20 protein-coding genes and 1 pseudogene are annotated in these 23212 nt (G+C 46.2%); 7 read left to right on the plus strand and 14 right to left on the minus strand.

Translation table 11 applies throughout. The features are described from left to right. The 5 genes and pseudogenes from QUA04_RS14160 to purS all read right to left on the minus strand — a co-directional run. A pseudogene (locus tag QUA04_RS14160) lies at positions 1-963 on the minus strand (WD40 repeat domain-containing protein); the annotation flags it as partial. Next, on the minus strand, positions 960-3008 hold the full coding sequence (locus QUA04_RS14165; protein WP_333257992.1) for an ATP-binding protein: 2049 nt from the start codon (positions 3006-3008) through the stop codon (positions 960-962). The pseudogene QUA04_RS14160 and the gene QUA04_RS14165, both read right to left, overlap by 4 nt. A 138-nt stretch (positions 3009-3146) precedes the next feature. After that, entirely contained in the window at positions 3147-3950 is an 804-nt protein-coding gene (locus QUA04_RS14170) for a DUF4058 family protein (RefSeq protein ID WP_333257993.1), read from the minus strand. Positions 3951-4278: 328 nt separating this feature from the next. Next, positions 4279-4980, minus strand: coding sequence for a phosphoribosylformylglycinamidine synthase subunit PurQ (gene purQ / locus QUA04_RS14175; protein WP_190740429.1), 702 nt, complete (start codon positions 4978-4980; stop codon positions 4279-4281). Positions 4981-5284: 304 nt separating this feature from the next. Continuing rightward, on the minus strand, positions 5285-5569 hold the full coding sequence (gene purS, locus QUA04_RS14180) for a phosphoribosylformylglycinamidine synthase subunit PurS (RefSeq protein WP_333055476.1): 285 nt from the start codon (positions 5567-5569) through the stop codon (positions 5285-5287). Positions 5570-5712: 143 nt separating this feature from the next. Between purS and QUA04_RS14185 the strand changes: the two genes are divergently transcribed. After that, positions 5713-6105 (plus strand): Fur family transcriptional regulator, encoded by a 393-nt coding sequence (locus tag QUA04_RS14185; RefSeq protein WP_333055475.1) that lies wholly within the window; start codon positions 5713-5715, stop codon positions 6103-6105. Between the two features lie 152 nt (positions 6106-6257). On the opposite strand, the gene QUA04_RS14190 is transcribed toward QUA04_RS14185, so the two are convergent. From QUA04_RS14190 to QUA04_RS14200, 3 genes are all read right to left on the minus strand, one after another. Beyond that, complete coding sequence (locus tag QUA04_RS14190; RefSeq protein ID WP_333257994.1) at positions 6258-8468, minus strand: peptidase domain-containing ABC transporter; 2211 nt, start codon at positions 8466-8468, stop codon at positions 6258-6260. A gap of 138 nt (positions 8469-8606) precedes the next feature. Beyond that, on the minus strand, positions 8607-8780 hold the full coding sequence (locus QUA04_RS14195) for a hypothetical protein (protein WP_333257995.1): 174 nt from the start codon (positions 8778-8780) through the stop codon (positions 8607-8609). A gap of 172 nt (positions 8781-8952) precedes the next feature. Further along, complete coding sequence (locus QUA04_RS14200) at positions 8953-9165, minus strand: secretion protein HlyD (protein ID WP_333257996.1); 213 nt, start codon at positions 9163-9165, stop codon at positions 8953-8955. A gap of 520 nt (positions 9166-9685) precedes the next feature. On the opposite strand from QUA04_RS14200, the gene QUA04_RS14205 reads away from it, so the two are divergent. The 4 genes from QUA04_RS14205 (at position 9686) to QUA04_RS14220 (ending at position 14891) form a co-directional block, all read left to right on the plus strand. Further along, positions 9686-10801, plus strand: a complete 1116-nt coding sequence (locus tag QUA04_RS14205) for an HlyD family efflux transporter periplasmic adaptor subunit (RefSeq protein WP_333257997.1) — start codon at positions 9686-9688, stop codon at positions 10799-10801. Positions 10802-10928: 127 nt separating this feature from the next. After that, entirely contained in the window at positions 10929-11939 is a 1011-nt protein-coding gene (trpS, locus tag QUA04_RS14210; protein WP_333257998.1) for a tryptophan--tRNA ligase, read from the plus strand. 138 nt (positions 11940-12077) lie between these two features. Further along, positions 12078-12968, plus strand: coding sequence for a methylenetetrahydrofolate reductase (locus QUA04_RS14215; protein WP_333257999.1), 891 nt, complete (start codon positions 12078-12080; stop codon positions 12966-12968). Between the two features lie 258 nt (positions 12969-13226). Beyond that, positions 13227-14891 carry a mucoidy inhibitor MuiA family protein gene (locus QUA04_RS14220; RefSeq protein ID WP_333258000.1) on the plus strand — a complete coding sequence of 555 codons (1665 nt, stop codon included), beginning with the start codon at positions 13227-13229 and terminating at the stop codon, positions 14889-14891. A gap of 90 nt (positions 14892-14981) precedes the next feature. On the opposite strand, the gene QUA04_RS14225 is transcribed toward QUA04_RS14220, so the two are convergent. The 6 genes from QUA04_RS14225 to ebsA all read right to left on the minus strand — a co-directional run bounded on the left by QUA04_RS14225 (position 14982) and on the right by ebsA (position 19667). After that, positions 14982-15473: a YajQ family cyclic di-GMP-binding protein gene (locus QUA04_RS14225; RefSeq protein WP_333258001.1), complete on the minus strand. Its 492-nt coding sequence runs from the start codon at positions 15471-15473 to the stop codon at positions 14982-14984. Between the two features lie 134 nt (positions 15474-15607). Further along, the gene (locus QUA04_RS14230) at positions 15608-16024 is read right to left on the minus strand and encodes an MAPEG family protein (RefSeq protein WP_333258006.1); all 417 of its coding nucleotides are present in this window, start codon (positions 16022-16024) and stop codon (positions 15608-15610) included. A gap of 15 nt (positions 16025-16039) precedes the next feature. Continuing rightward, complete coding sequence (locus tag QUA04_RS14235) at positions 16040-16543, minus strand: DNA recombination-mediator protein A (protein WP_333258007.1); 504 nt, start codon at positions 16541-16543, stop codon at positions 16040-16042. A 278-nt stretch (positions 16544-16821) separates the two neighbouring features. Further along, complete coding sequence (locus tag QUA04_RS14240) at positions 16822-17919, minus strand: phosphotransacetylase family protein (protein ID WP_333258002.1); 1098 nt, start codon at positions 17917-17919, stop codon at positions 16822-16824. Positions 17920-18506: 587 nt separating this feature from the next. Next, entirely contained in the window at positions 18507-18863 is a 357-nt protein-coding gene (locus QUA04_RS14245; RefSeq protein ID WP_333258003.1) for a hypothetical protein, read from the minus strand. A 429-nt stretch (positions 18864-19292) separates the two neighbouring features. Beyond that, positions 19293-19667, minus strand: a complete 375-nt coding sequence (gene ebsA, locus QUA04_RS14250) for a type IV pilus biogenesis protein EbsA (RefSeq protein WP_006634686.1) — start codon at positions 19665-19667, stop codon at positions 19293-19295. A gap of 246 nt (positions 19668-19913) precedes the next feature. Here ebsA and QUA04_RS14255 point away from each other — a divergent pair, with 246 nt between their 5' ends. Together QUA04_RS14255 and QUA04_RS14260 are read left to right on the plus strand one after the other, a co-directional pair. Continuing rightward, entirely contained in the window at positions 19914-21431 is a 1518-nt protein-coding gene (locus tag QUA04_RS14255; protein WP_333258004.1) for a glycosyltransferase family 2 protein, read from the plus strand. Positions 21432-21768: 337 nt separating this feature from the next. Further along, positions 21769-22998 carry a succinate--CoA ligase subunit beta gene (locus tag QUA04_RS14260; protein ID WP_333258005.1) on the plus strand — a complete coding sequence of 410 codons (1230 nt, stop codon included), beginning with the start codon at positions 21769-21771 and terminating at the stop codon, positions 22996-22998. Positions 22999-23212: the final 214 nt, after the last annotated feature.

The following is a 23212-nucleotide window of genomic DNA, read 5'->3' on the forward strand; positions in this document are numbered from 1 at the left end:
CTCGGTGTCCCAGATTTTGAGGGTTTTATCTATTGAAGCGGAAATAGCTGTTTTGCCGTCTGGTGCGATCGCCACTGTATGTATTATATGGCTATTAAAAATTGTATTTACCCGCCTAGTATGACTGGTGAGGGTTCTAACTTCGGTGCCTGTCTCGGTGTCCCAGATTTTGAGGGTTTTATCTATTGAAGCGGAAATAGCTGTTTTGCCGTCTGGTGCGATCGCCACTGCTTTTACCGAGCTAGTATGACCGGTGAGGGTTCTAACTTCCGTTCCTGTCTCGGTATCCCAGATTTTCAGGGTTTTATCGTCTGAAGCGGAAATAGCTGTTTTGCCGTCTGGTGCGATCGCTACTGCATGTACACGGCTAGTATGACCGGTGAGGGTTCTAACTTCCGTACCTGTCTCGGTGTCCCAGATTTTCAGGGTGTTATCGAATGAAGCGGAAATCGCTCTCTTGCCGTCTGGTGCGATCGCCACTGCATTTACCGACTCAGTATGACCGATGAGGGTTCGCAGACATCCTTCTCCGGGCCGCTCTAAATTAGCCCTCAAAGGCCGCAGCCAAAGACTATTTTTCGACTGCTTGGCTTGTTCCAGCAACCCCTGAATATCAGTTTTTTCAAAATCTAGCAACCTCCCCAATAATTGCCCAGCTAATTCAGTTTTATCCTTTTCCAAAATGTGCGCCGACTTGCGAATAGCTGCTTGAATCAAGTTCAGCGTTTCCGTTTGCCCCTGCGACAGCAAAACATCTGCATTTCTCCATAAATCGTAATCCTCAATTAGCGGCTGCACCCCCAACAATTTTAACTTCGCCTCAATAAAACCAAAATCCGTCACCCAACCATAATAACGGTTGAAATCTCGCCCAATCTCAATGAAATCCCTGGGTTGATGCTTCAACAAATATTCTCGCTCCGATTTACTTTGCTCCGCCAACCACACACCCAAATCGCTCATAGCGGCGCTCCTTCTATCCTGTTATTCATACCTTGGCGGTTAAGTTCTTCAACATTAACCCCCGCAGATTGCACGGTTTCATCTTTTGCCAGAAACTCGCGAAAACTGTTGTGATAAATGCTGTAGCGAATTTCGCCGCTGACTTGCTGCTGCCGCAAAAATGAATCCCATTTCTTGAGTACCTGCTGTACTTTAAAATCTGTCTCGCCTACGGATTTAGCAATCCAGCGGCGAGAAACAGCTTCGCGCGCTTTCGAGATGACGTAGATAATCTTAACTTTCATCTCCAACAGCGGATCGTCTTCCCTGCCCATCATCTGTGCCCAATGCTTCCGATAATATCCTGTCAACTCCCTAGGCAAGTCTTCCAAAGAAACATCCCTGTACTCGCCGTTTTCGATATCATTCAGCACGTAGCGGAGATACATAAAATTGTTCTGGCTTTTTTCAGCCACAGCCTCCACAAACTGTTCCCGGCTCAAATCATGACTGGCAATCCAATTCTGAATCGACGCGCTATTGCTGGTGCGTTTTGCAATATAAGCCTTCGTATCTTCCCGACTTTCAGCATCGTACTGCATCAAATCAAACACTCGATGATTCATCGGCAAAGGCAAAGATTCCGGCCGCTTGGAAACAATAAAGTAAACGTTATCCGGCAAAACGTCTGGCAAATAGAGAACGTTGCTGCCGCTGCTTTGCAAACTCAAATCGACTTCATCGAGGGCATCTACCACAAAGATCAACTTTTTCCCGCCCAATGTAGCGCTGACTTCCTTCAACAGCCGCCCTAAAAAATTGCCGTTTGCCGTCGCATTTTCCGGCAGTGGCCGATACTTCTCCCCGAGTTTAAAGCCATCAATTAATTGAAGGCAGGCATTTTCCAGAAAAGTTTTGGCATCAACAATCCCGTCGGATCGCGAGTTAAAATGAGTAACGCAGCGGCGTCTCATCATCAACACGCACTGCGCCATAATTGAACTTTTCCCGACACCGGGTTCTGCTTCTAAAACAAAATAGCCTTTGCGATGTGTTTGCAAGAAACGGCCAATTTCTTCAAATACAAATCTGCGCCCGGTAAAGTCTTTAGTCCGGTCTTCAATAATCGTCTCGGACTTCAAAGAAATCGGCAATCGGGGCGCGGAAGTATCGATAAATGTTTGCAGCAATTCCCGAACTTGCGCCAAATCGTCCCGGATGCCAATTTCTATCGCTGACAATTTCCCCATCACTTGACAAATCTGCTGCCCAGTTGCCACGGCCTCCAACTTTTGCAGTATTTCCCCATTTTGCAGCCCCAAATCTCTCAGTTGGGCCAAAGCAATTTGGTGCAGATTCAACAGCATTGCCGCAAACTTTTCTCCTCCCTTCGCCGCATCCAGTTTCAGCACTTCGCGGTACGCTTTCGGGAAAGTTGCGTACAGTTTGTCCGCGACAAATTCCACAATTTCCGCATCCAAGGATTTGCCCTCGCTGGCCGCGAATTCGTTGACGAAACTTGCCCAATCTGCCGTTGTCAATCCCGTAACTCGATCGAACTCCTCGGCATCGGCAGAAAAAATCTTGGTTAACTGGTCTTCGGAAATATTTAAACCCCTTGACAAGTCGGCTGTATTCGTGTTAATATCCAGCCAGTATTCAGGAGTTTTCTCGGCTAATTGACTGAGTGCTGTTTCTGGATAAGGCAAATTTTTGGTTTCGGCGATCGCAATTAGGCGATCGGACTTCGCAACCTCTCTCAAAATATAGCCGATCGCCTCACCCGCCGCCTTAATCAAATCGTGATTATCGAGAATCCTAGGATTTTTGCTCAACCGTTCCGTCATCCGATTTCCGAGGTCATTAGCCGCGATATTCCCCGCTATACCAGTAGCAATCGCCGCCAAAATCGAAACTCCCCCAACTGCGATCGGGCCGCCCATCATACCCGCTGCTGCTTGAGTTGCCGGATTGGCGATCGCATTTGAAATAACTTGTCCAATAGCCATCACCGCACTGCATCCAATTACCCTAGTTTTAAAATTAGCTAAGTCAATTAGTGGCATAAAATAAATATTCCTCTTTTCAAAAGTTGGTAGTAATTATATCTTGCCGGCTGCCGTTTAGTCCGTCGCTAGGAAATTTTCAAGTTGATTTAGAGATTATCGAGCGCGACTAACCCTAGGATATAAAGTAAAATATAATTAATTATCTAGAAATTCTTTTTGTTGCAAAAGTTGGGTTGCCCAAACCCGATCTTCTTCCGAGAGAGACGGTACGGGTTCTCGATTATAGTCGATCCGATAATCATAGCCAGCGCGATCGTAAATACCTCCAAATATTTCTGGTAAATTAACAATAGGTTCTACATCTTCCTCGCGCAATGGAAGCGGAAATATAGGTAGAGAATCGCGGAGATTAAAAGCATAAAGTTCGGCAAACGGACGGCGATTACTGGGACTGACCAAAACCCGATAATCGCTTTGAATAGAATTGTTAATGATGGGCATATATTCCCATTTTCGTAGTAAATCGATTTCCACTAAATGAGTTAAACTACCTAAAATACTCAGGCGTTTTTTGAGATAAGTAATTCTTCCTTCTCCACTACGTTTGTTCACAGGAGAAAGAATTTCAATTGCGGTGACAACTTGTTTCGTTGCCATTTCTCGCACTTCCAAGTAAGTCTGTTTAATTTTTTCAGGAGCAGGCACTTTAACGGTAGTCGGAAGTGTTATACTTACAGTGGCAACTGAACCTGTAGGAATATTCGGGTTATTAGATTGACGCTTAATCGCGACATCGGGGATACCTACTAAAAGGGACTCGTCGTTACTGTCATTTAAGTCGGTAATTTCATAGATGCGTTTGTCGATTGCAACCTCATATTTAGGGCGAATTTGAGGCATGATGGTATCAGCGATCGCGATAATCAATCGATTGTGAGTTTCCTGCCAGAAATCGGGGTGTTCTAAGTAGGGGTCCATTCCAGGAAAGGGTGAAGGCATAGGACTGTTTTCCGATGTATTGACTTTCAAATCATTTTAGCATTTTAAATTTGGTAGGTGCGTCGCTTTAAAGCGAGGCAGAGCCTCTGGATATAGGTTCCCAGGCTGGAGCCTGGGAACCAGTTAAAGCTTGTCAAGAACAGGCAGGATGCCTGTTCCACAGTAATTATTGGAGATGTCTATTTGTAGATGAATTTAATCTGTTGTGGCACAGGCCGGAAAGCCTGTTGCAAAGAGCGGGCTTTCCGGCCCGCCCCACAATAAATTTAATCTGTTGTGGCACAGGCATCTTGCCTGTTCATAAAATTATAGACACCCCAAATATCAACTACAAAACAGCAGCAACACTTGCCATCAGCAACCCTTGAAACAATTTCACCCCATCAGTTTCGCCCAACATCGGATCTGAAGCCCTCTCAGGATGCGGCATCATTCCTAATACATTGCCTTGGCGGTTGCAAATACCGGCAATATTATTTAACGAACCGTTGGGATTGCCAGCATCGCTAATTTTGCCCGCCGGAGTACAGTAGCGAAACAGGACTTGCTTGTGCTCTTCTAGTTCTGCTAAAGTATCGGCATCGGCATAATAGTTTCCTTCGCCGTGGGCGATCGGCAAATCGATGATTTCACCCGAAGTATAAGCGGCAGTCCAACGAGTATTACCGCGCTCGACTTTCAATGAAGCGCGATCGCAAATAAAATTCAATCCCGCATTCCGTACCAGAGCACCGGGCAATAAACCAGCTTCAGTCAACACCTGAAAACCGTTGCAAATACCCAGTACAAGTTTGCCCTGTTTCGCGTGTTCCGCAGTAGCCCGCATCGCCGGAGAAAAACGGGCGATCGCGCCGCACCGCAAATAATCTCCGTAACTGAAACCACCGGGAATTACAATGATATCAATATCCGAAATATCGGTATCTTCGTGCCAAATCATGCGAGTTGGTTGGTGGAGTAACCCTTGAGTCACCCACACCACATCGCGATCGCAATTTGAACCGGGAAAAACAATAACTCCAAATTTCATAAGCTCAAGAAAGTTCGGCAACAGATTTTGTAACGGATGTAACGGATGTCAGGAAGAAGCAAGAAGTGTCAACTTAAGACTAAAATCTTATGTTTCTCTCGCTTGTATCAAAGTCTTGATCCCCCTAAATCCCCCTTAAGAAGGGGGACTTTGAGTCGTTCTAGTTCTTGTATTGTTAACAGAGACTTTGAATGCTCTTGTCCCCGCTTTTTAACAAAGACTTTCAGAACCTTCTTGTCCCCCCCTTATTAAGGGGGGTTAGGGGGGATCTCCGGGTTTAAAAACACCCTACGGACGATCGCATTTATGCCGCCGCTGTCTCCACAGCAACAGGAATTTCAGTCAAATCAAAGCGATAATTTTCAATCACTGGATTGGCCAAAAGTTGGTCGCAAACGCGATCGAGTTGTTCGCGGGCCTGGGACTCACCAGCAGCAGTCAGCGTCAATTCAACGTACTTCCCGATTCGCACACGCTCAACATTGTCGTATCCCATGTGTTGCAAACCAGACTGTACGGCAGTGCCGGCGGGATCTAAAACAGAAGGGCGGAGGGTAACATAGATTTGGGCAAGATATTTCTGAGTCACGGGAATGTTGCGGTAGGTGATGTGAAAGTTAGCCCCATTGTATTCTACAACCGAGCTGCGCGCCGATCGCCATTTGGTTCGCCCAAGTAAGATAGCCTAGAAATAGGGACAGATGTGATTCCAGCAGATTACACAAAAAAATTATGAGAACCAACCGCACCCGCAGTCAGGAGCGTATTTTACACTTGCTCAAGCACTTGAATCGATCGCTCTCAGCGCAAGATATTTACTTAGAACTGCGTAACAGCGACCAAAGCATGGGCCTAGCAACCGTTTATCGCTCCCTCGACGGTTTAAAGCGAGAGGGGTTCGTTCACGTCAGAACGCTTGCTAGTGGCGAATCTCTCTACGGTGCCGCCCACCAAGACCAACATCACTTAACTTGTCTCGAATGTGGCGCGTCAATTACGATCGACGAATGTCCCGTCCACCACTTAGAAAGCCAACTACAACAATCTCATTCTTTCAAAATTTATTATCACACTTTGGAGTTTTTCGGATTGTGCGATCGATGTACTTTGGCTCAAGAATCTTAGAGAAGTTATTAGTCATGAGTGATATCAATTCCGGTTGCACGAGCGAAATGATTGTTGACTGTTGACTGTTGACTGTTGGCTCGGTGTCGAACCGCGCAGGCTGGTTTTGTTTGTGTAGTGACAGATTTCAACCTGTCGTTTTATTAACTAGCTCAAGGATGCAAAAACTCTAAATGGTCTCCTGGAATCGATCGCAATTTTGCAGCCGAGCCTTGCATTTTCAACCGGCCGCGCTCTAACATGATAATCCAATCGGCGCGATCGATCACTCGCGGCCTGTGACTGATAAAAATCGTCGTTTTCCCGTGCCGATACATCAACAATTGTTCTAAAACTTCCGCTTCGCTTGCGGGGTCAAGGCCTGCGGTAGATTCGTCTAAAATCAATACAGGCGGGTTGTTGAGAATGGCGCGGGCGATCGCCAATCTTTGTCTTTGTCCGCCAGAAATATTCGCTCCAAACTCCCCTAAAACAGTTTGATATTTATCCGGTAATTGGCTGATAAATTCATCCGCACCCGCAATTTTGCAAACTTTAACAATCTGTTCAAAGCTGATATCTGGACTGCCCAATCGAAAATTTTCTAGAATCGAACGGCTCCAAAAATGCGCTTCTTGAGGAACCAATACTACCTGCTGTCTGAGACTGTCGAGAGACAAATCCTGCAAGTTGTAACCGCCAATTCTAATATTACCAGATTGCAGCGGATACAGACCAGCAATTACTTTAGCTAGTGTACTTTTTCCGCAGCCAGAATAGCCGATTAAAGCAATTGCTTGACCGCCGGGAAACGTAACGGAAAAATTGTCCAGCAAGTCAAGTCTGCCGGGGTAGTGAAAACTAACACCCTTGCAAACAATACCGTCGTGGTTCTGAATTGTTACGAAAGGTTTATTCGTATCGTCTTTAGTTTCCGGTTCAGCATCGATGACTTCCGACAGCCGTTGAGTTGCTGTTTGCACGCGAGTCATTTCATCCGAAAATCCTACTAGCGAATTCACCCAAGTAGTAACGTTTTGATTCATGCTAATAAACGCTAGCAACTGACCTATACTCAATACCTTGTCAATCACCAAACCGCTACCAAGCCACAGCAGGGTAATGCTGCCAGCAGAGGCAACAAAACCCGAAAATATATTGTTGAGAATGCCAATTTGTGTAGTGCGGAAAGTGAGCTTTGCTAAGCGACCGAAGCGGGTTTGAAATTCTTCCCAAAGTTGCTGACCGCTGGTAGTAGTTTTGACAGTCAGCGCGCCTTTAAAAGTTTCTACTAAAACGCCTTGAGTTTCTGCTTCTAACACAAATAAACTGCGCGTTTTTTGCTGCAATACGGGCATAAATACCACGGTAGATGCAGTCATTAACAGAGCAATGACTGTAGCTGCCAGGGTCAGTTCTTTGCTGTAAAATAACATAAACACAAAAGAAACTACAGCTATAAAAAATTGACTAGGCAAGCTGATAGCGACTTGAGAAACTAATTTATTTATTTCTTGGATATCTTGTAATCTACTGACGATCTCGCCGCTGCGTCGGGTTTCGTAAAAACTCAAAGGCAATCGCAGGAATTTGCGTGCAAATTCCATTACTAATCCCAACTCTAAACGTTGGGAAAACTGAGCAATTAAGTTCGACTGTACCAATCCTAAACTGCTGCTAAAAAGGTTCATAACTATAACTGCGATCGCCACGCTTGCCAGGAGTTGTCTGTCGCCCCGCACCAGGATGTCGTCGGTGAGCATTTGAACTAGAAAAGGCGAAGAAATGGACAGCAAACCCAACACTGCATTCAGCAAAAATGCTTCCATTAAAATCGGGCGATAAATCCCAATCCGGCGCATCCATTTTTGTAAGGAATTAGCGGGCGGTTGACCGTCTGCTGCCGCAAAAAACCGCTCAGCATCGGGTTCTACTAGCAAGCACAGCCAATCTGTCCAAGCTGCTGCTAATTCTGCTTTAGAAACATAGCGCATACCGACAGCCGGATCGCCGATCGCATATTTGTTGCCCTGTTTTCCGTACAACACAACCCAGTGAGAGCCACTCCAGTGAATAATCATCGGTAGAGGGGCATCATCGAGCTTGTCTAAAATTGCAGCGGCTGCTCGCACCGATCGAGCATTGAAGCCGATCGCCTCAGCTCCTTGTTTCAAGCCCAGTAAAGTCGTCCCTTGTTGCCCAGTGCCGACAAATTCTCGCAAACGGCTAATTGTAAAATTTAGTCCGTAAAATTTGGCGATCGAAGCCAGACAAGCTGCACCGCAATCTTCTTCGCTCTGCTGGAGCACAACCTGATATTTCATCAACCTGTTTACTTGTCCGAAGAAAGGCATTTCTCGGATAAAAGGAATGTTCTTTAACATTTGGCAAAATGAATAATGAGTAGAGCCTAATGAACATTACTCTTCACCGAGTAGCCAATCAGAACAAAGCACCCATAAGTTTATGGGTGCTTTATTAATTCACATCAATAGATCGAGCTGAATTGACAGCACTAAACCTTACCAGTAGCGGTACACTGCTCTGAAGGAGCCGTCGCAATTCCGGCGGTACACGACGTGACGCCTCGGACGGTAACAGTCGTATTCATTAGAATAATAGTAACCGCCGTTGACGCTAGCTGATTCTTCAGATGTAAGTTCAGTAAACAGTGAATTGTCCTTTGTTTCTTTCATGATTTGACTCCGTTTAAGTTTAGAAAAGTGAAGGGAAGCTAGAAATCTTATCTAATTTCTAAAGCCTCGTGTAAATACTGACTAATACTTCTTGTCGTGCTGTGCGACCTCCGGAATATTACGGGGAAATTTTCAAGATTTACTTGATCGCACAACTTGACTCAGCTATCTACTAAACCACTAGGGTTTTGTAAGGGAGAGCGCGCCTCGGATCGTACAGATAAAGCTGGCTCGGCTGCGGCAGGAAAAACAGCATATTGAGGTCATCGCTGCTGCTGTTAGCACCGCTGACACCGCTACCGCTGGTAATGCTGCCACCGCTGACAGTAGCAGATTCTCGATCGGTTACTTCGATGAAGAGTGAACCTTGTTGATTTTCTGACATAAATAACTCCTATTAATACCTATGTACTTACTTACTACCTACGCATACAGAAAAAACCCGGTAACAGTGCCAAAACTCATTGGGGAAACGCCGTATTTTCATGACAGTGGCCCGCTGGCTTCACTCGTCTTAATATTTGGCGAAGTTTGTGGGTGGGAACGGCAAAGCTGTGCGGATTTTTACCTTTACCCTGTGAATTTTGATTTAGACTTCTAAACCTATTCTTGGTTTCCGGAAAGGTGATCGTAAAAGTGATAAAACAAATCAGCGGCCGTCTTTTCATGACAGTGACCCGCTGGCTCCACTCCTCTTGATATTTGGCGAAGTTTGTCGGTGGGAACGGCAAAGCTATGCGGATTTTTACCTTTACCCTGTGAATTTTGATTTAGACTTCTAAACCTATGCTTGGTTTCCGGAAAGCCGATCATAAAAGTGACAAAACAAATCAGCGATCGATCTCTCCCTCCCCCCCAACTCAAAACTCCCAACTCCAAACTATTACCCTCTCTCCCTTGCCGCCATGTCTCTCACTCCCGAAGCCCCACCCGCTGAAACCTTTGATAACGACCAGTTTTTGCCCCCTGTCAGCCGCTGGACGACTTTGGGTGGCCTTTTGATGGTGGCGACCTTTGGCGGGGCGATCGCCCTCGCTAGCGTCACCAAATACAGCGCTACAGTCAAAGCAGATGCGATCGTCCGTCCAGCCGGAGAAGTGCGCGTCGTGCAAGCAGCAACCGAAGGAACCGTCGAAAGCATTGCTGTCAGCGAGAATCAGACAGTAAAAGAAGGAGATGCGATCGCAGTTGTAGACGCTTCCCGTTTGGGCGCTCAAAAAAAGCAGTTACAAGAAATAATTAATCAGTCTCAAACAGCAGCACAGCAAATCAACCAGCAACTGCGCGACTTAGAAAATCAAATTTTGGCCAGCGCCCAATTTAAAAGCATCCAAAGTGAAAGTTCCGCCCAACAGGAATTAATCGAATCCGCTTTAGTAAAATTCGCCACATCGCTGCCGGATGTCGCCGAAAGACTCGGCCGAAGTCGGCGGGTTTTGCTCGTCAAGCAATCGTCCATTCAACAACAATTGATTCAAGCTAAAAAAGAACTAAATCAAATTGACTTAAAACTCGAAAATAGCGTAATCCGCGCGCCTGCTGATGGTACAATTCTCAGATTGGAAGTACAAAATACTGGTCAAACCGTACAAGCCGGCAGCGCGATCGCCCAAATCGTCCCCAGCGACGTACCCCTGGTAATCAAAGCCAAGGTGACATCCCAAGACATTGCCCGCATCCAAATCGGCCAACCCGTACAGATCAGGATTTCGGCTTTGCCTTTCCCCGATTACGGCACATTAAAAGGAACTGTCAGCGAAATTGCCCCAGATGCGATCGCCACTCAAAATCCCACTAATAATTTAGGTACAGCTTATTACGAAGTGGCAATTAAGCCCGAACAAACTTATTTAACAAAACTCAAATCCGCCAACGGTCAATTCTTCGGCAACCCGCAAGCTAATGTCCCCCGCCAGTATTCGATTCAATCGGGAATGGAAGGCAGAGCCGATATTATTACCGGCGAAGAAACTGTTCTGACATTTGTTCTACGCAAAGCAAGGTTGCTGACAGATTGGTAATTACTCAGTTGTCAGCAGTCAACAGTCAACAGTCAACAGTCAACAGTCAACCCCCAGAAAATTAGAGGCTCTGAAATTGAAATAACGTGTCAATATAGAAATGTGAGTTCAATTCTATTCTTTCGTCATGGGCAAACAGCGCGTTCTTTCAGGAGTTCAGCCAACAGGCAATCTTCACCTCGGCAATTATCTCGGTGCCATTCGCAACTGGGTAGAAGGTCAAAGTCAGTACGAAAATTACTTCTGCGTAGTCGATTTGCACGCAATTACCGCACCGCACAATCCAGCAACTCTAGCCTCCGACACTTACACGATCGCCGCACTCTATTTAGCTTGCGGCATCGATTTAGAATATTCTACTATTTTCGTGCAATCACACGTCTCGGCGCACACAGAACTAGCATGGCTGCTCAACTGCATTACGCCGGTTAACTGGCTCGAAGATATGATTCAGTTTAAAGAAAAAGCAGTTAAACAAGGTGAAAATGTCAACGCCGGCTTGCTAAATTATCCGGTGTTAATGGCAGCAGACATTTTGCTTTACGATGCCGACAAAGTGCCAGTGGGAGAAGACCAAAAACAGCATTTGGAACTCACCCGCGATATTGTGATCAGATTAAATCACCAATTCGGCACACCCGAAAAGCCAGTATTGAAACTTCCCGAACCGTTAATTCGGACTGACGGTGCGAGGGTGATGAGTTTGACAGATGGCACGCGCAAAATGTCGAAATCTGACCCTTCCGAACAAAGTCGAATTAATTTATTGGATTCGCCAGATACGATCACTAAAAAAATCAAGCGCTGTAAAACAGATGCCGTGCGGGGTTTGACTTTTGACGACCCCGATCGCCCCGAAGCTAGAAATTTGCTGACACTTTATCTCCTGCTTTCCGGCAAATCTAAGGAAGAAGTAGCAACAGAGTGTGAAAACATGGGTTGGGGAGATTTTAAACCCTTGCTGACAGAGACGACGATTAATGCCCTCAAACCTATTCAGGATAAATACAAGGAAATAATGGACGAGCCGGGATATTTAGAGTCTGTACTACGTCGTGGAAGAGAACAAGCAGAAGCTATTGCTAATCAAACTCTAACTAAGGTTAAGACAGCTTTCGGTTATTCTTTACCTGTTTAGTTGTTAGTTGCTAGTTGTTAGTTGTTCTTGGTTACTTGTTAAGAATGACAACTGCCAACTGCCCACTAACAACTGCCAACAGTCCACTGTCAACAGTCAACTGTCAAATAACAAATAACCAATAACCGACAAATAATCATGAACCGTTTTCGCACAGCCTGCACCACCCCCGGAGAATTTATAATTACCGCCGAAGTTGCCCCACCAAAAGGGGGCGACATGACTCACACAATTCAAATGGCTGAACGCCTCAAAAACAGAGTGCACGCCATTAATATCACCGACGGGAGTCGCGCAGTGTTGCGAATGTGCCCCCTAGCCGTTTCGGCGATTTTAGTGCAGCACGGAATTGAGCCAATTTGTCAAGTTGCTTGTCGCGATCGCAATCAAATTGGCCTGCAAGCGGATCTCATGGGAGCCCACGCTTTAGGCATTCGCAATGTATTAGCACTTACAGGCGATCCCGTCAAAGCGGGCGACCATCCTAAAGCAAAAAGTGTATTCGATTTGGAATCAGTTCGGCTATTGCAAGTTATTCAAAAAATGAACGGTGGCAAAGACTGGAATGACAAACCGTTAACAGACGGATTTACCGATTTATTTGTCGGTGCTGCCGTCGATCCGCAATGCCCCAGTTGGTCGGGTTTGCAAAGTCGATTTGAGAAAAAAGTAGAGGCTGGAGCGCAGTTTTTTCAGAGTCAATTAATTACAGATTTTGAAGTTTTGGATAAGTTTATGCACCATGTTGCAGCGGGCTGCAACAAGCCAGTTTTAGCAGGGATATTTTTGTTTAAATCAGCTAAAAATGCTGAATTTATTAAAAAATACGTGCCGGGAGTTCACATTCCGCAAGAGACGATCGACCGTTTGGCTAAAGCTCCAGAACCCTTGCAGGAAGGCATAAAAATTGCGGCAGAACAAGTCAAGCTAGCGCGGCAGGTTTGTCAAGGAGTTCACATGATGGCCGTCAAACGAGAAGATTTAATTCCTCAAATTTTGGATTTGGCAGGAATCGAGCCGCTGAGCTAAAATTAACCGACGGGGCGGGTTTTATCAACTATTAATGCCTAACATTAACGATCTCATAAACCTGCCCACCCCCGCGCTACCATTTTGAACATCAAACTGTAGGGGCAGGTTTGACCAACCATCAATGTATAAAACTAATGATCTCGTAAACCCGCCCTCCCCCGCTGTAGATAATCCAATAACTTCTGAGTTTGATTAATCAACTACTTTGAAAAATGCACGCTCAACTAAACGGTTATTAAATAGGAGCAACTGGCAATGACTGACTCAGAAATTATTAATTCTGATACCATCAAAACACTAGATACTAGCATATCAGAAGTTACAGTTTATACCGATCGCGCTTTGGTGACTCGGCGCGGTACAGTCGCTTTGGCGGGAAACGAGCGAGAATTGGCGATCGCCTCTGTACCCGCAACCCTCGAAACAGAGTCAGTCAGGGCCACGGGTGCGGGTACAGTTGCAGTGCGATTGCTGGGAGTGCGAACCGAAACAGTGTTTAGCAGCGAACCAGTGGGCGATCGCACTGCCGAATTAACCCAACAAATTCAGGAGTTACAAACCCAAAGACGGGGAATTAACGACAAAATAACCGCCCGAAGAATTCAACTCAAATTTGTCGAAGATTTAAGCGAAAAAAGCGTCGGTTTCTTTTCCAGCAGCATCGCCAAACAGCAGGTAGGTTTAAACGAAACTGGTGAATTGCTCAACTTTTTAGGAACTAATTACCTAAAATATGTAAGTGCGATCGCCCAACACGAAAAACAGCAGCGCGAATTAGACAGTCAAATACAAGCTTTACAGCAGCAGTTACAACAAGTAAAGACTCCCCATTCCCAGCAAAGTTTTAACATCATTGTCGCCATCGAACCAAGTGGCAGCGGCAATTTTGACCTAGAAGTTTATTATGTAGTAAGGCGAGCAAATTGGACTCCCCTTTACGACTTGCGAGTCAACACTACCAACAACCAAATTAATCTCAATTACCTAGCCGAAGTCAATCAAAATACAGGGGAAGATTGGACGGGAGTAGCGCTGACTTTATCCACAGCTAAACCCGGAATGGGAACTTTGCCACCAAAACTCCAACCCTGGTTTATCGATATTGTTCACCCAAGATCAGCTCGATCCCGACAAATTTTGATGAAACCCACCCGACCGACTGCGGGAGCAGAAATGGAAAGAGACTATATGGAATTAGAGATGGAAACCGAGGCACAATTTGCAATGATGGCTGGGGACGGTGCTGCTGCCGCACCCGAATCCATAGCAGCTCAAACCGCGATCGCACAAGTATCAAAAGAAGGTGGCACCGTCTCATTTCAAGTAGGGGGAAATACCAACATTCCCAGCGACGGTACACCGCACAAAGTGACGATTTTCAGCGAAAATTATCCGTTTAAACCTGAATATATAGCCGTCCCACGAGTAGTCAGTTTTGCCTATTTGCAAGCAGTGGTTGTGAATCCGCTGACAGGTGCAACTCTTCTGCCCGGTAAAGGAAATATCTTTCGCGACAACACTTTTGTTGGCAGTGTGCAGTTAGAAAATGTTTCCCCCGGGCAAGAATATAAACTGAATTTAGGAATAGATGAAGGGCTAAAAATAGAGCGGGAATTAGTAGAAAGACAAGTAGATAAAAAACTGATCGGTCAGCAGAGGCGCACGAGTTACGCTTATCGCTTAAATGTGACAAACTTGCATCAGGTGCAGGTACACCTGACACTACAAGAGCAATTGCCAGTCAGCCGCAATGAACAAATTAAAGTGCGATCGACTCTCACTAATCCGAAGATAGTAGCAGGTGAAATGGGACGGCTAGAATGGATAATGTCTCTGCCACCGCAAGCAAAGCAAGAGTTATATTACCAGTTTGTTGTCGAACATCCTCCCGACTTAACAGTCACGGGTTTAGATATTTAAGATTAAGCAGGTAAAAAGTTGTTTCTAATCAGGACTTTAGTGCTGATTCGCCAGAACTATGAGGATTGAAGTCCCGATAAACTCTCAAATCTAGCGGTAATTTGTAAACTGCAAAGCTACCGGATAATCTTCTTGTTTCAAGCGTTGAATCACCAACTGCAAATCATCCTTATCCTTAGCAGACACCCGCACTGCATCTCCTTGAATCGAACCTTGAATCTTCTTAAATTCATCGCGAATCAATTTAGTAATCTGTTTGGCGATTTCCTGACTAATTCCTTTTTTAAGTTTAATTTCTTGACGCACCCGACTCCCGCTAGCAGCTTCAACTTTGCCGTAATCAAAAATTTTCAAAGATAAATTTCGCTTGGCGGCTTTAGTTTGCAAAACAGTGTGAATTGCATCGAGAGTAAATTCGCTGTCCGTATTGACAGTAATGGATTCTGCGCCTAATTCCACGGTAGTTTTGGTATCTTTCAAGTCGTAGCGGCTTTGAATTTCCCGCACAGTTTGGTCAACAGCGTTAACTAATTCTTGCCGATCGAAATCGCTGACAATATCAAAGGAATAACTAGCAGCCATAAATTAGTAATTGGTAATGGGTAATTGGTAATGGGTAACTGGTAGTTGGTAGTTGGTAATTAGTCATTAATTAAGCTTCTCTTAACTAATGACTAATGACTAATGACTACAGACCACTGACTAATAATAATTAATTAGCCATTAACAGCCATTAAACTGAAATAGAATAAAGTAGCTGTGCAAGAAGAACTAATCGCAAACATGAGCGATCGCCCCAGCGGCACATTCAGAATATAGAAAACCGAAAACAACAACCGGGCGATCGTAAAAGCGATCGCAGCCCAACCCGCCAGTTCCGAATCTACCCCCGTCACAAAAGCCATCAAAGCCGCCGCTGAAAACAGCATAAACGTCTCAAACGAATTTTGGTGAGCCCAAGTTGCCCGCTGAGCGTAAGCCGGCAACCTCTCAAACATAGCGCGGGGCGCTGCTTGGTCGTAGCCTAGCTGCAAGCGGGCGAACGCAACCACCAAAAACGGTGCGTAAACCAGCGCAGCAGCAGCAGCAATACAATCCAGCAGAATAACCGACACAGGCAATCCCAACAGCATCATCCGCCTCGCAGTTCAATCAAAATAGAACAGAGTAACTACCTTGCGCTGTTCCTCCGCATCCTGGCAAGTTTTCAGCAAAGTGTGGCTTTCGTGAAAAGCAAAACATATCAGTTGCTGACAGCGAGAAATAATCTCCTGATTGCACATGGCGCTTGCTTCCGGGAGAGACAAGCTATCATTTTTGGGATTTTCTACCAAATGTATCACTTGTTCGAGTTGCTCGCGAGACTCCCGAGGCTGGCGACTCATGCTTTGTGGCAAAATCACAGTCAGCAGATTAGGATCTGCTCGCATTGCCCCCCGAATTGCGGCTGAATTGGTGCCTGTAGCGCCAGAAGTGATGAGCTGATTGCCTCCCAGAACTATGGCGTAGCTCAGCATCTCAATTAGCTGCTGGTGGGTAATAGGAACGTGGCGAGAACCCAAAAGAGCAAGCCGCTTGGAGCTGGTTTGCTGGATCGCCGCTAGTTCTTGTAAAAAATCATCTACTCTGGGTAGCTCAATTGATTGACTCAAAGAATTTATTAAATTAAATAAAACTACGTTGTGGATTTTAGCAGACTCACTAGCCATTGCCGCCAAAAAGAAGTTAAGAATTGCTGATTTACGGGATCTGACTAGAGGATCTGGAGATTTAAGGAAGCCAGAAGGCAGAATGTCTGAAGGCATTCGGCAGCCGGAGCTCAAGGTAGAATTCAAGAAAAATTGAGAATTTAAGAATTTTAGCTTTTTATTTATTTAAACAAAAAGTTCTCTCTGCCGAATACCTTCTTCCCTCAGCTCCGGCTCTCTTATTAATGGACTCGGTCGCTCAGGCCCAAGGATGCGATCATGCCATCAAGGTCAAAATGTTCTGCCATTAGCTGAGTAACGCATTCCACCTTGATCGGTTCGTGCAGGCGCACGTTGCCAAAGGTGCTGTCAATAATTTCTACCGTGGTTAAGGTATCCAAATCAACAGACAAAACCGGAATTTCCATTTCTTCTGCCCTGCCAATCACTAGGGGAGAAGGAGGCAAGTGGCCTGTCAAAATTAAGCACTGAGTCGAGCTCTCCAGAGCCGCTAGCTGAATGTCCGTGCGATCGCCCCCCGTCACCACCGCCATATTTCTCGCTTTGCGGAAATACTTCAGAGCAGAACTAACATTCATCGCGCCAATTGTCAAGGTTTCCACCATCAAGTCCAAACGGTCTCGACGGCACAGCACATCAGCTTTCAATTGGTGCACCAATTCTTTGACGCTGACACTTCGCAGCAAAGCACTTCTCGGCAGCATTCCCAAAACTGGAATACCTGCAGCCTCCAGAAAAGGCCGCACAGTCGCCGTTACCGATTCGAGTTTGTCCGAGGGAACGTCGTTGAGTACCACGCCCAGCAACCGCGAACCCAAACGCTGTTTAGCCGACAGCAAATCGTCTATATAAAGATCGATCGGGCGGGCTACCAACAGCACAGAGGCATCAACTGCCCCAGCGACTTGAGCCAAAGACAAGTCAAATAGACTGCCTTCCTCCAAATTAGCTGGGCCTTCTAACAGCACCAAGTCTCCGCTGGGAGCTTGCAAATATTGCGCTAAAGACAGGCGGTAATCTGTCTTGTCTTCTCTCCGCAAACGCTTGTGAACCGTCTCTTCATCCAAATACAGCAGTGTTGACGGCATCTGACTTTCTGAGAGCTTCAGCGTCTCTACCGCGAACCGCACGTCTTCGTCCTCGATCCCAGCTCCCTCGGAGCTGAAACAGGTTCCCAGAGGTTTGCCGTAGGCGACGGCGAGTCCTTTTCCCCGGAGCCCGAGTGCCATCCCCAGGGCGATGGCCGACTTGCCGCTGTAAGCTTTTGTGGAACCGATCAGCAAATATTTAGTCAATTTGGGTACGCCTTCAATCCTCAATTTGCACCTGTCTATTTCAATAAATTTAGTTTTTTCTACAGTATTTCTGAACTGCTCTTCAATTTGGCAATACTATTATACTCGATTTTGTCGCTTTTGGGCAGATTGTTTTTTTACAAAAAATTTTTATTCACCTGTTCGCAACCCTTTTCTTCCCATTCTTTTTACTTTATTTTGGGAAAGCAGTTTTTAAATTGTTTATTTTACAATCATATTTTAATTTTTTTATCGCTCATAATTTGTTTAAAAATTTATTTTAATTATAAAAACTTTAGCCATTTTTATTGCTGAAATTAGATATCAGTGCCGACTTTATAAAACAAAAATAACAGGTAGAATTGGGTGCTTTCACAATGAAATACCTAGAGAGAGGGCTTGGTGCAGTTTTTGTTTGATATATAGCAATCCTCGCATCATTTGTGAATTTCTTACGCCCTCCCCGCGGGTTCGGGGAGGGTTGGGGTGGGGTAAAAAAATACGACTCATTTGTGATTGCTATCATACAGGTATTTTGTAGAAATAAAGCCTGGTGCTTGCCTGATCATTTTTGCATATAATCAAAAATCGATACGTTGTATGATTAGTTATTAATTATTAGTACGATCGCCCGCGTTCAAACTGATCGGTGGCACTGCGAGCAATAAGCTGCTTAGAATCGGGCTTATAGCTTCTAAACACATAAATTGTCTGGCGGCGTGGGCTGGCATTTCTGCAGCCCAAAGGCTGATTGCCATGCTAGCCAGATCGCAGTTCAAGGGCTGTAGATTGATTTTCCTTGGGAGGATATACAGCGCTTTGCTATCAGCTACCGAGGCGCAAAATTTGAACGAAATCGGACGCCGCGATTCGCCTAACGGCGATAGCTTCGCTTCACGCACTTGCACAGCACCAATGTCCGAAATAGGCTTTTGGGCTTGTCCCACAACAAATACAACTGTTTTCAATTGGATGAAATACAGGTAGGGACTCAGGCAAAGCCTGAGTCCCTACGCGAAATCTGTATCACGATCAACAGAAAACTGCTGTAGATTTACTTTAGCAATGGGGATAAGTGCTGACTCCCAAAGGGATTATTAAGAATAATCCAACAACTCACTTATTCTTTCCGCTTCTCAAATAGGGCTGATGCACCAATCATGTAATGTTGCTGTCGAGGCTTTACACTATTGGTGCGCCAGTTATAGCCCCCGTCAATCGATTTTAGATTTTAGATTTTAGATTTTAGATTGAAGAAAGCGACCCCACTGATAAATCCGGGGGCTGGCGATCGGGATTCGGAGCTTTTTTCTCGATCCACGAATCAATCCGGGGACCCCAGATTAAATTGCTTGATTGTCAATTGCGGACTTTCGGGAGTGCGGCTGCGGTGAAAGTTATTCATCCATTCGCATCAGCTTGCGGTAAAACGTTTTAGAAAAATCGACAGTACGAGTCCGCTGAAAAGTCAGGAGTACCTCAATTAAGCAACTAACAAACTCAGAGCTTTGCATAGTCACTTCGTAGCTGAGTTCAGCATTGCCGTCAAACAACACCCGACAGCGGGTTAAGTCGATCGGCAGCGACGAGATATTCCAACTAGCGACAAACGGCACGCTCTCCCCACCGTCAATTTTTCTTGCCCCCTCCAAGCTTTTAAGCTTGTAGAGGCCAATAGCGTGCGGTAAAAACTTGCGCCTGGGCTCTTGACAGAAAGGCGCGTAGACTTTCACTTCTTTGTCATCGGCTGGCTTGAGTTGAGGAATAGACATATTTCCACCTCAGACAATTATTACTAACAGATAGTTTAGATCCCCAGAAAAAACTAACAGATATTCCTGGTCGATCGCAAGCAAAAGTCAACCAAAATACTCGATGCAGTACCCATTTACCAGGGCCGTACAAGCACCGAACCCGCTGGTTGTCCTCCCGTCCGCTTTCGACAAAAGTCCAGAAACTGATACAGTAGATGCTTATATCTAAAATCAAAAACTATTGGTGGTTGAATCAAGTAACCTATGCAGGAGAGTTCTTGGCCAGAAAACGACGCTCGCAGCGAGCTTAACTTGGACATCTCTGATTTAGCTCAAGAAGAGCTCAAGAGTTTGACCTCGCACTCGAAGCTCAGCAAAGTATTTGCTATACCAGACATTGGCGACAGGGTGTTTGACGCGGAAACAAAAGCAGAGCTCCCGGTTGCGGTGTCTGTGCCGGGAACTCCGTCTTTTCCTCAAAATCTGTACCGGGGACGCCGCGGAAAAGCTGCCGCAGTGCTGACTGCGATTTGGGCCGGCACGATCGCCCTGCACTTGATTTCTTGGGGTGCGTGGGTAGTGTGGGGGTTGACGGGACTGCTGTGGATGCAAGCATTTCGAGTGTTGTTTGCGGAACCCAAGCCCGCACTGCCGCCTCTTGCCGATGAAAGCCGAGAGGATTGGCCTTACGTGTCGCTGCTAGTGGCAGCGAAAAATGAGGAAGCGGTGATTGCCCGATTCGTAGAATCCATCTGCAATGTAGATTATCCGATCGACCGTTACGAAGTTTGGGCGATCGACGATCACAGCAGCGACGCCACGCCGCTAGTATTGGAACAGCTAACCAAAAAGTACCCCCAGCTCAAAGTATTTCGCAGAGGAGCAAATGCCAGCGGCGGGAAGTCTGGAGCCCTGAATCAAGTGTTACCCCTGACTCGCGGGGAATTTGTCGGAATATTTGACGCCGACGCGACGGTAACGCCGGATTTGCTGCGCCGGGTGCTGCCAGTGTTCCAGGGAGAAAAGGTAGGGGCTGTGCAAGTCAGAAAAGCCATCGCCAATGCTTCGGTAAATTTTTGGACTCGTGGCCAAGAAGCTGAAATGGCTCTGGACAGTTTTTTCCAGCAGCAGCGGATTGCGATCGGCGGCATTGGAGAATTGCGCGGTAACGGCCAATTCATGCGTCGCACCGCCTTGGAAAGCTGCGGAGGCTGGAACGAAGAGACGATTACCGACGACCTGGATTTGACTCTGAGGCTGCACCTAGACCGATGGGACATTGAATTTCTCGCTTTCCCAGCCGTGTCAGAAGAAGGAGTCACTAACCCTCGCGCTCTGTGGCACCAGCGCAATCGTTGGGCCGAAGGTGGCTATCAGCGTTATCTTGACTACTGGCGGCTAATTTTGCGGAACCGCATGGGAACTGGGAAAACTTGGGATTTATTTGGATTTTGGGTATCTCAATATTTCTTACCTACAGTAGCGCTACCCGACTTTGTGATGTCAATTGCGCTGCGCCGGATGCCGATCGCTAGTCCCATAACTTTTATGACCCTTACATTGTCGGTGGTGGGAATGTTTGTCGGTTTGCGCCGCACTCGCAAAGAGACCAAATTTGACGTTAAAAGAGTTTTTGTCACCTTGCTGCAAACGCTGCGGGGTACTGTGTATATGTTCCACTGGCTGCTGGTAGGGACTGTGACGGCTCGGATTGCGGTACGGCCCAAGCGGCTCAAATGGGTCAAAACCGTCCATCAAGGCGCTGTTAATAGCCTCAAGTAAACAATTCGCAGAAATATTTCGGCACAGTATCGCCGAACATCTGAAGATTTTCCGAGGCAAAAAAACACCAATGCTCGCCAAATATTTCCCCGCCAGAGCCTAAAAGTAAAATTTGGGAATTCCTAGAAAAACACACTTTGAAACAGCTTAGGTAATAGGTAATCGGCGAGCGGTAATAGCGAACAAGTAATCGGTCATACACAAGTCGAAAAATAAAAGAGAAAAGCAATAATTTTTAACTTTTAACTTGACAAAAAACCAATTACTATCTATTAATTATGAATTGCCAATTAGGACGAATTGCTTGTTGCCAACTACCCGTCACCCGTAATTGATAATGGATTTGTTAGAGTACCAAGCTAAATCTTTATTTCGCCAGATGGCAATTCCGATTTTGCCGTCGCAGCGGATTGACAATCCCGCCGACCTCAAAGGACTGAAAATTCCCTACCCCGTTGTACTCAAATCGCAAGTGCGGGCTGGGGGACGGGGCAGGGCGGGCGGTATCAAGTTTGTGGAAAATACGATCGATGCAGTAGCAGCCGCTCAAACAATTTTTAATTTGCCGATCGAGAGTGAATATCCCCAAGTCCTGCTGGCAGAAGCAAAGTACAACGCGGACCAAGAATTGTACTTAGCGGTACTCCTAGACCCCGTAGCCCGCCGCCCGGTGCTTCTGGGATCAAGACAAGGAGGTATGGATGTTGAAGGGTCGATCGAGCAAATGCAGCAAGTGGCCGTAGATCAAGAATTTTCCCCATTCTACGCGAGGCGTCTCGCGCTGAAAATGGGATTGCAGGGAGACTTGATTCAATCGGTGAGCACCATTGTCGAAAAAATGTACCGGCTGTTTGTCGAAAAAGATTTAGATCTAGTAGAAATCAATCCTCTCGGTATCAGTCCGACGGGTGAGGTAATGGCTTTAGACGGTAAAGTCACCGCCAACGACGATGCCTTGGGACGACATCCAGATTTGGCCACACTCTCGGAGAAGAGGCAAAGCAGCGGGTTGGGACGGGAAAGGAGAAGTATCCATGCCTCTGGCGATCGCTCCCATTCCCAGTCCAAGGTTCAGCAGTCGCCGGAGTTTGACCCCAAATCTAAATCCCCAATCTCGAATTCAGAATCCCTGCAATTAATCGAACTAGACGGAAATATCGCGATTTTGTGCAACGGAGTGGGCCTGACAATGGCAACTCTGGATGCTGTAACCCACCAAGGAGGAAAACCCGCTAATTTTGTGAATATTGGTTCCCTAGACCGCTACGATGCAGCAAATGCCCTGCGCGATCGCGCGGAGTTGGGTCTGGAGTTAGTCGCTCAGGATAAAAGCGTTAAGGTGATACTTGTAAATATTTTGGGCAGCGCCTCCAAAACAGAGGAAATAATCGCCGCAGTAGCCGGCTATTTGGAACGGAAAGCTCGCGCTAACCGCCACATCCAAGTTGTGCTGCGGCTGGTAGAGATCGATGCTGAGGCTGTTAAAAAGCGTTTGGGACAGTTGCCGGTGCAGCTAGCTAGCACTTTGGATGAGGCCGCGGCCGCTTCTGTATCCTCCGCCAAGTAGCGGCAGTCGATCGGCAAAAAACGAGATTTCTGTACAGGTCAATCACCCGGCGCTGCTCGGAGTACCGAGACAGCGCGGGCACAGAAATTGCCTAGTTGACCAGTCTAAGTGGTTCGCCCACTACGTTTAAGGTAAGTGTTCAAGTACCTACCAGAAAATGCGTGCTAGTTTTCTGCTCTAGAACTTAAAAGTTAAACAGGTGTAAGGGTTAAGC

This window comes from Microcoleus sp. S13_C5 (assembly GCF_036700845.1).
Classification (GTDB): Bacteria; Cyanobacteriota; Cyanobacteriia; order Cyanobacteriales; family Microcoleaceae; genus Microcoleus.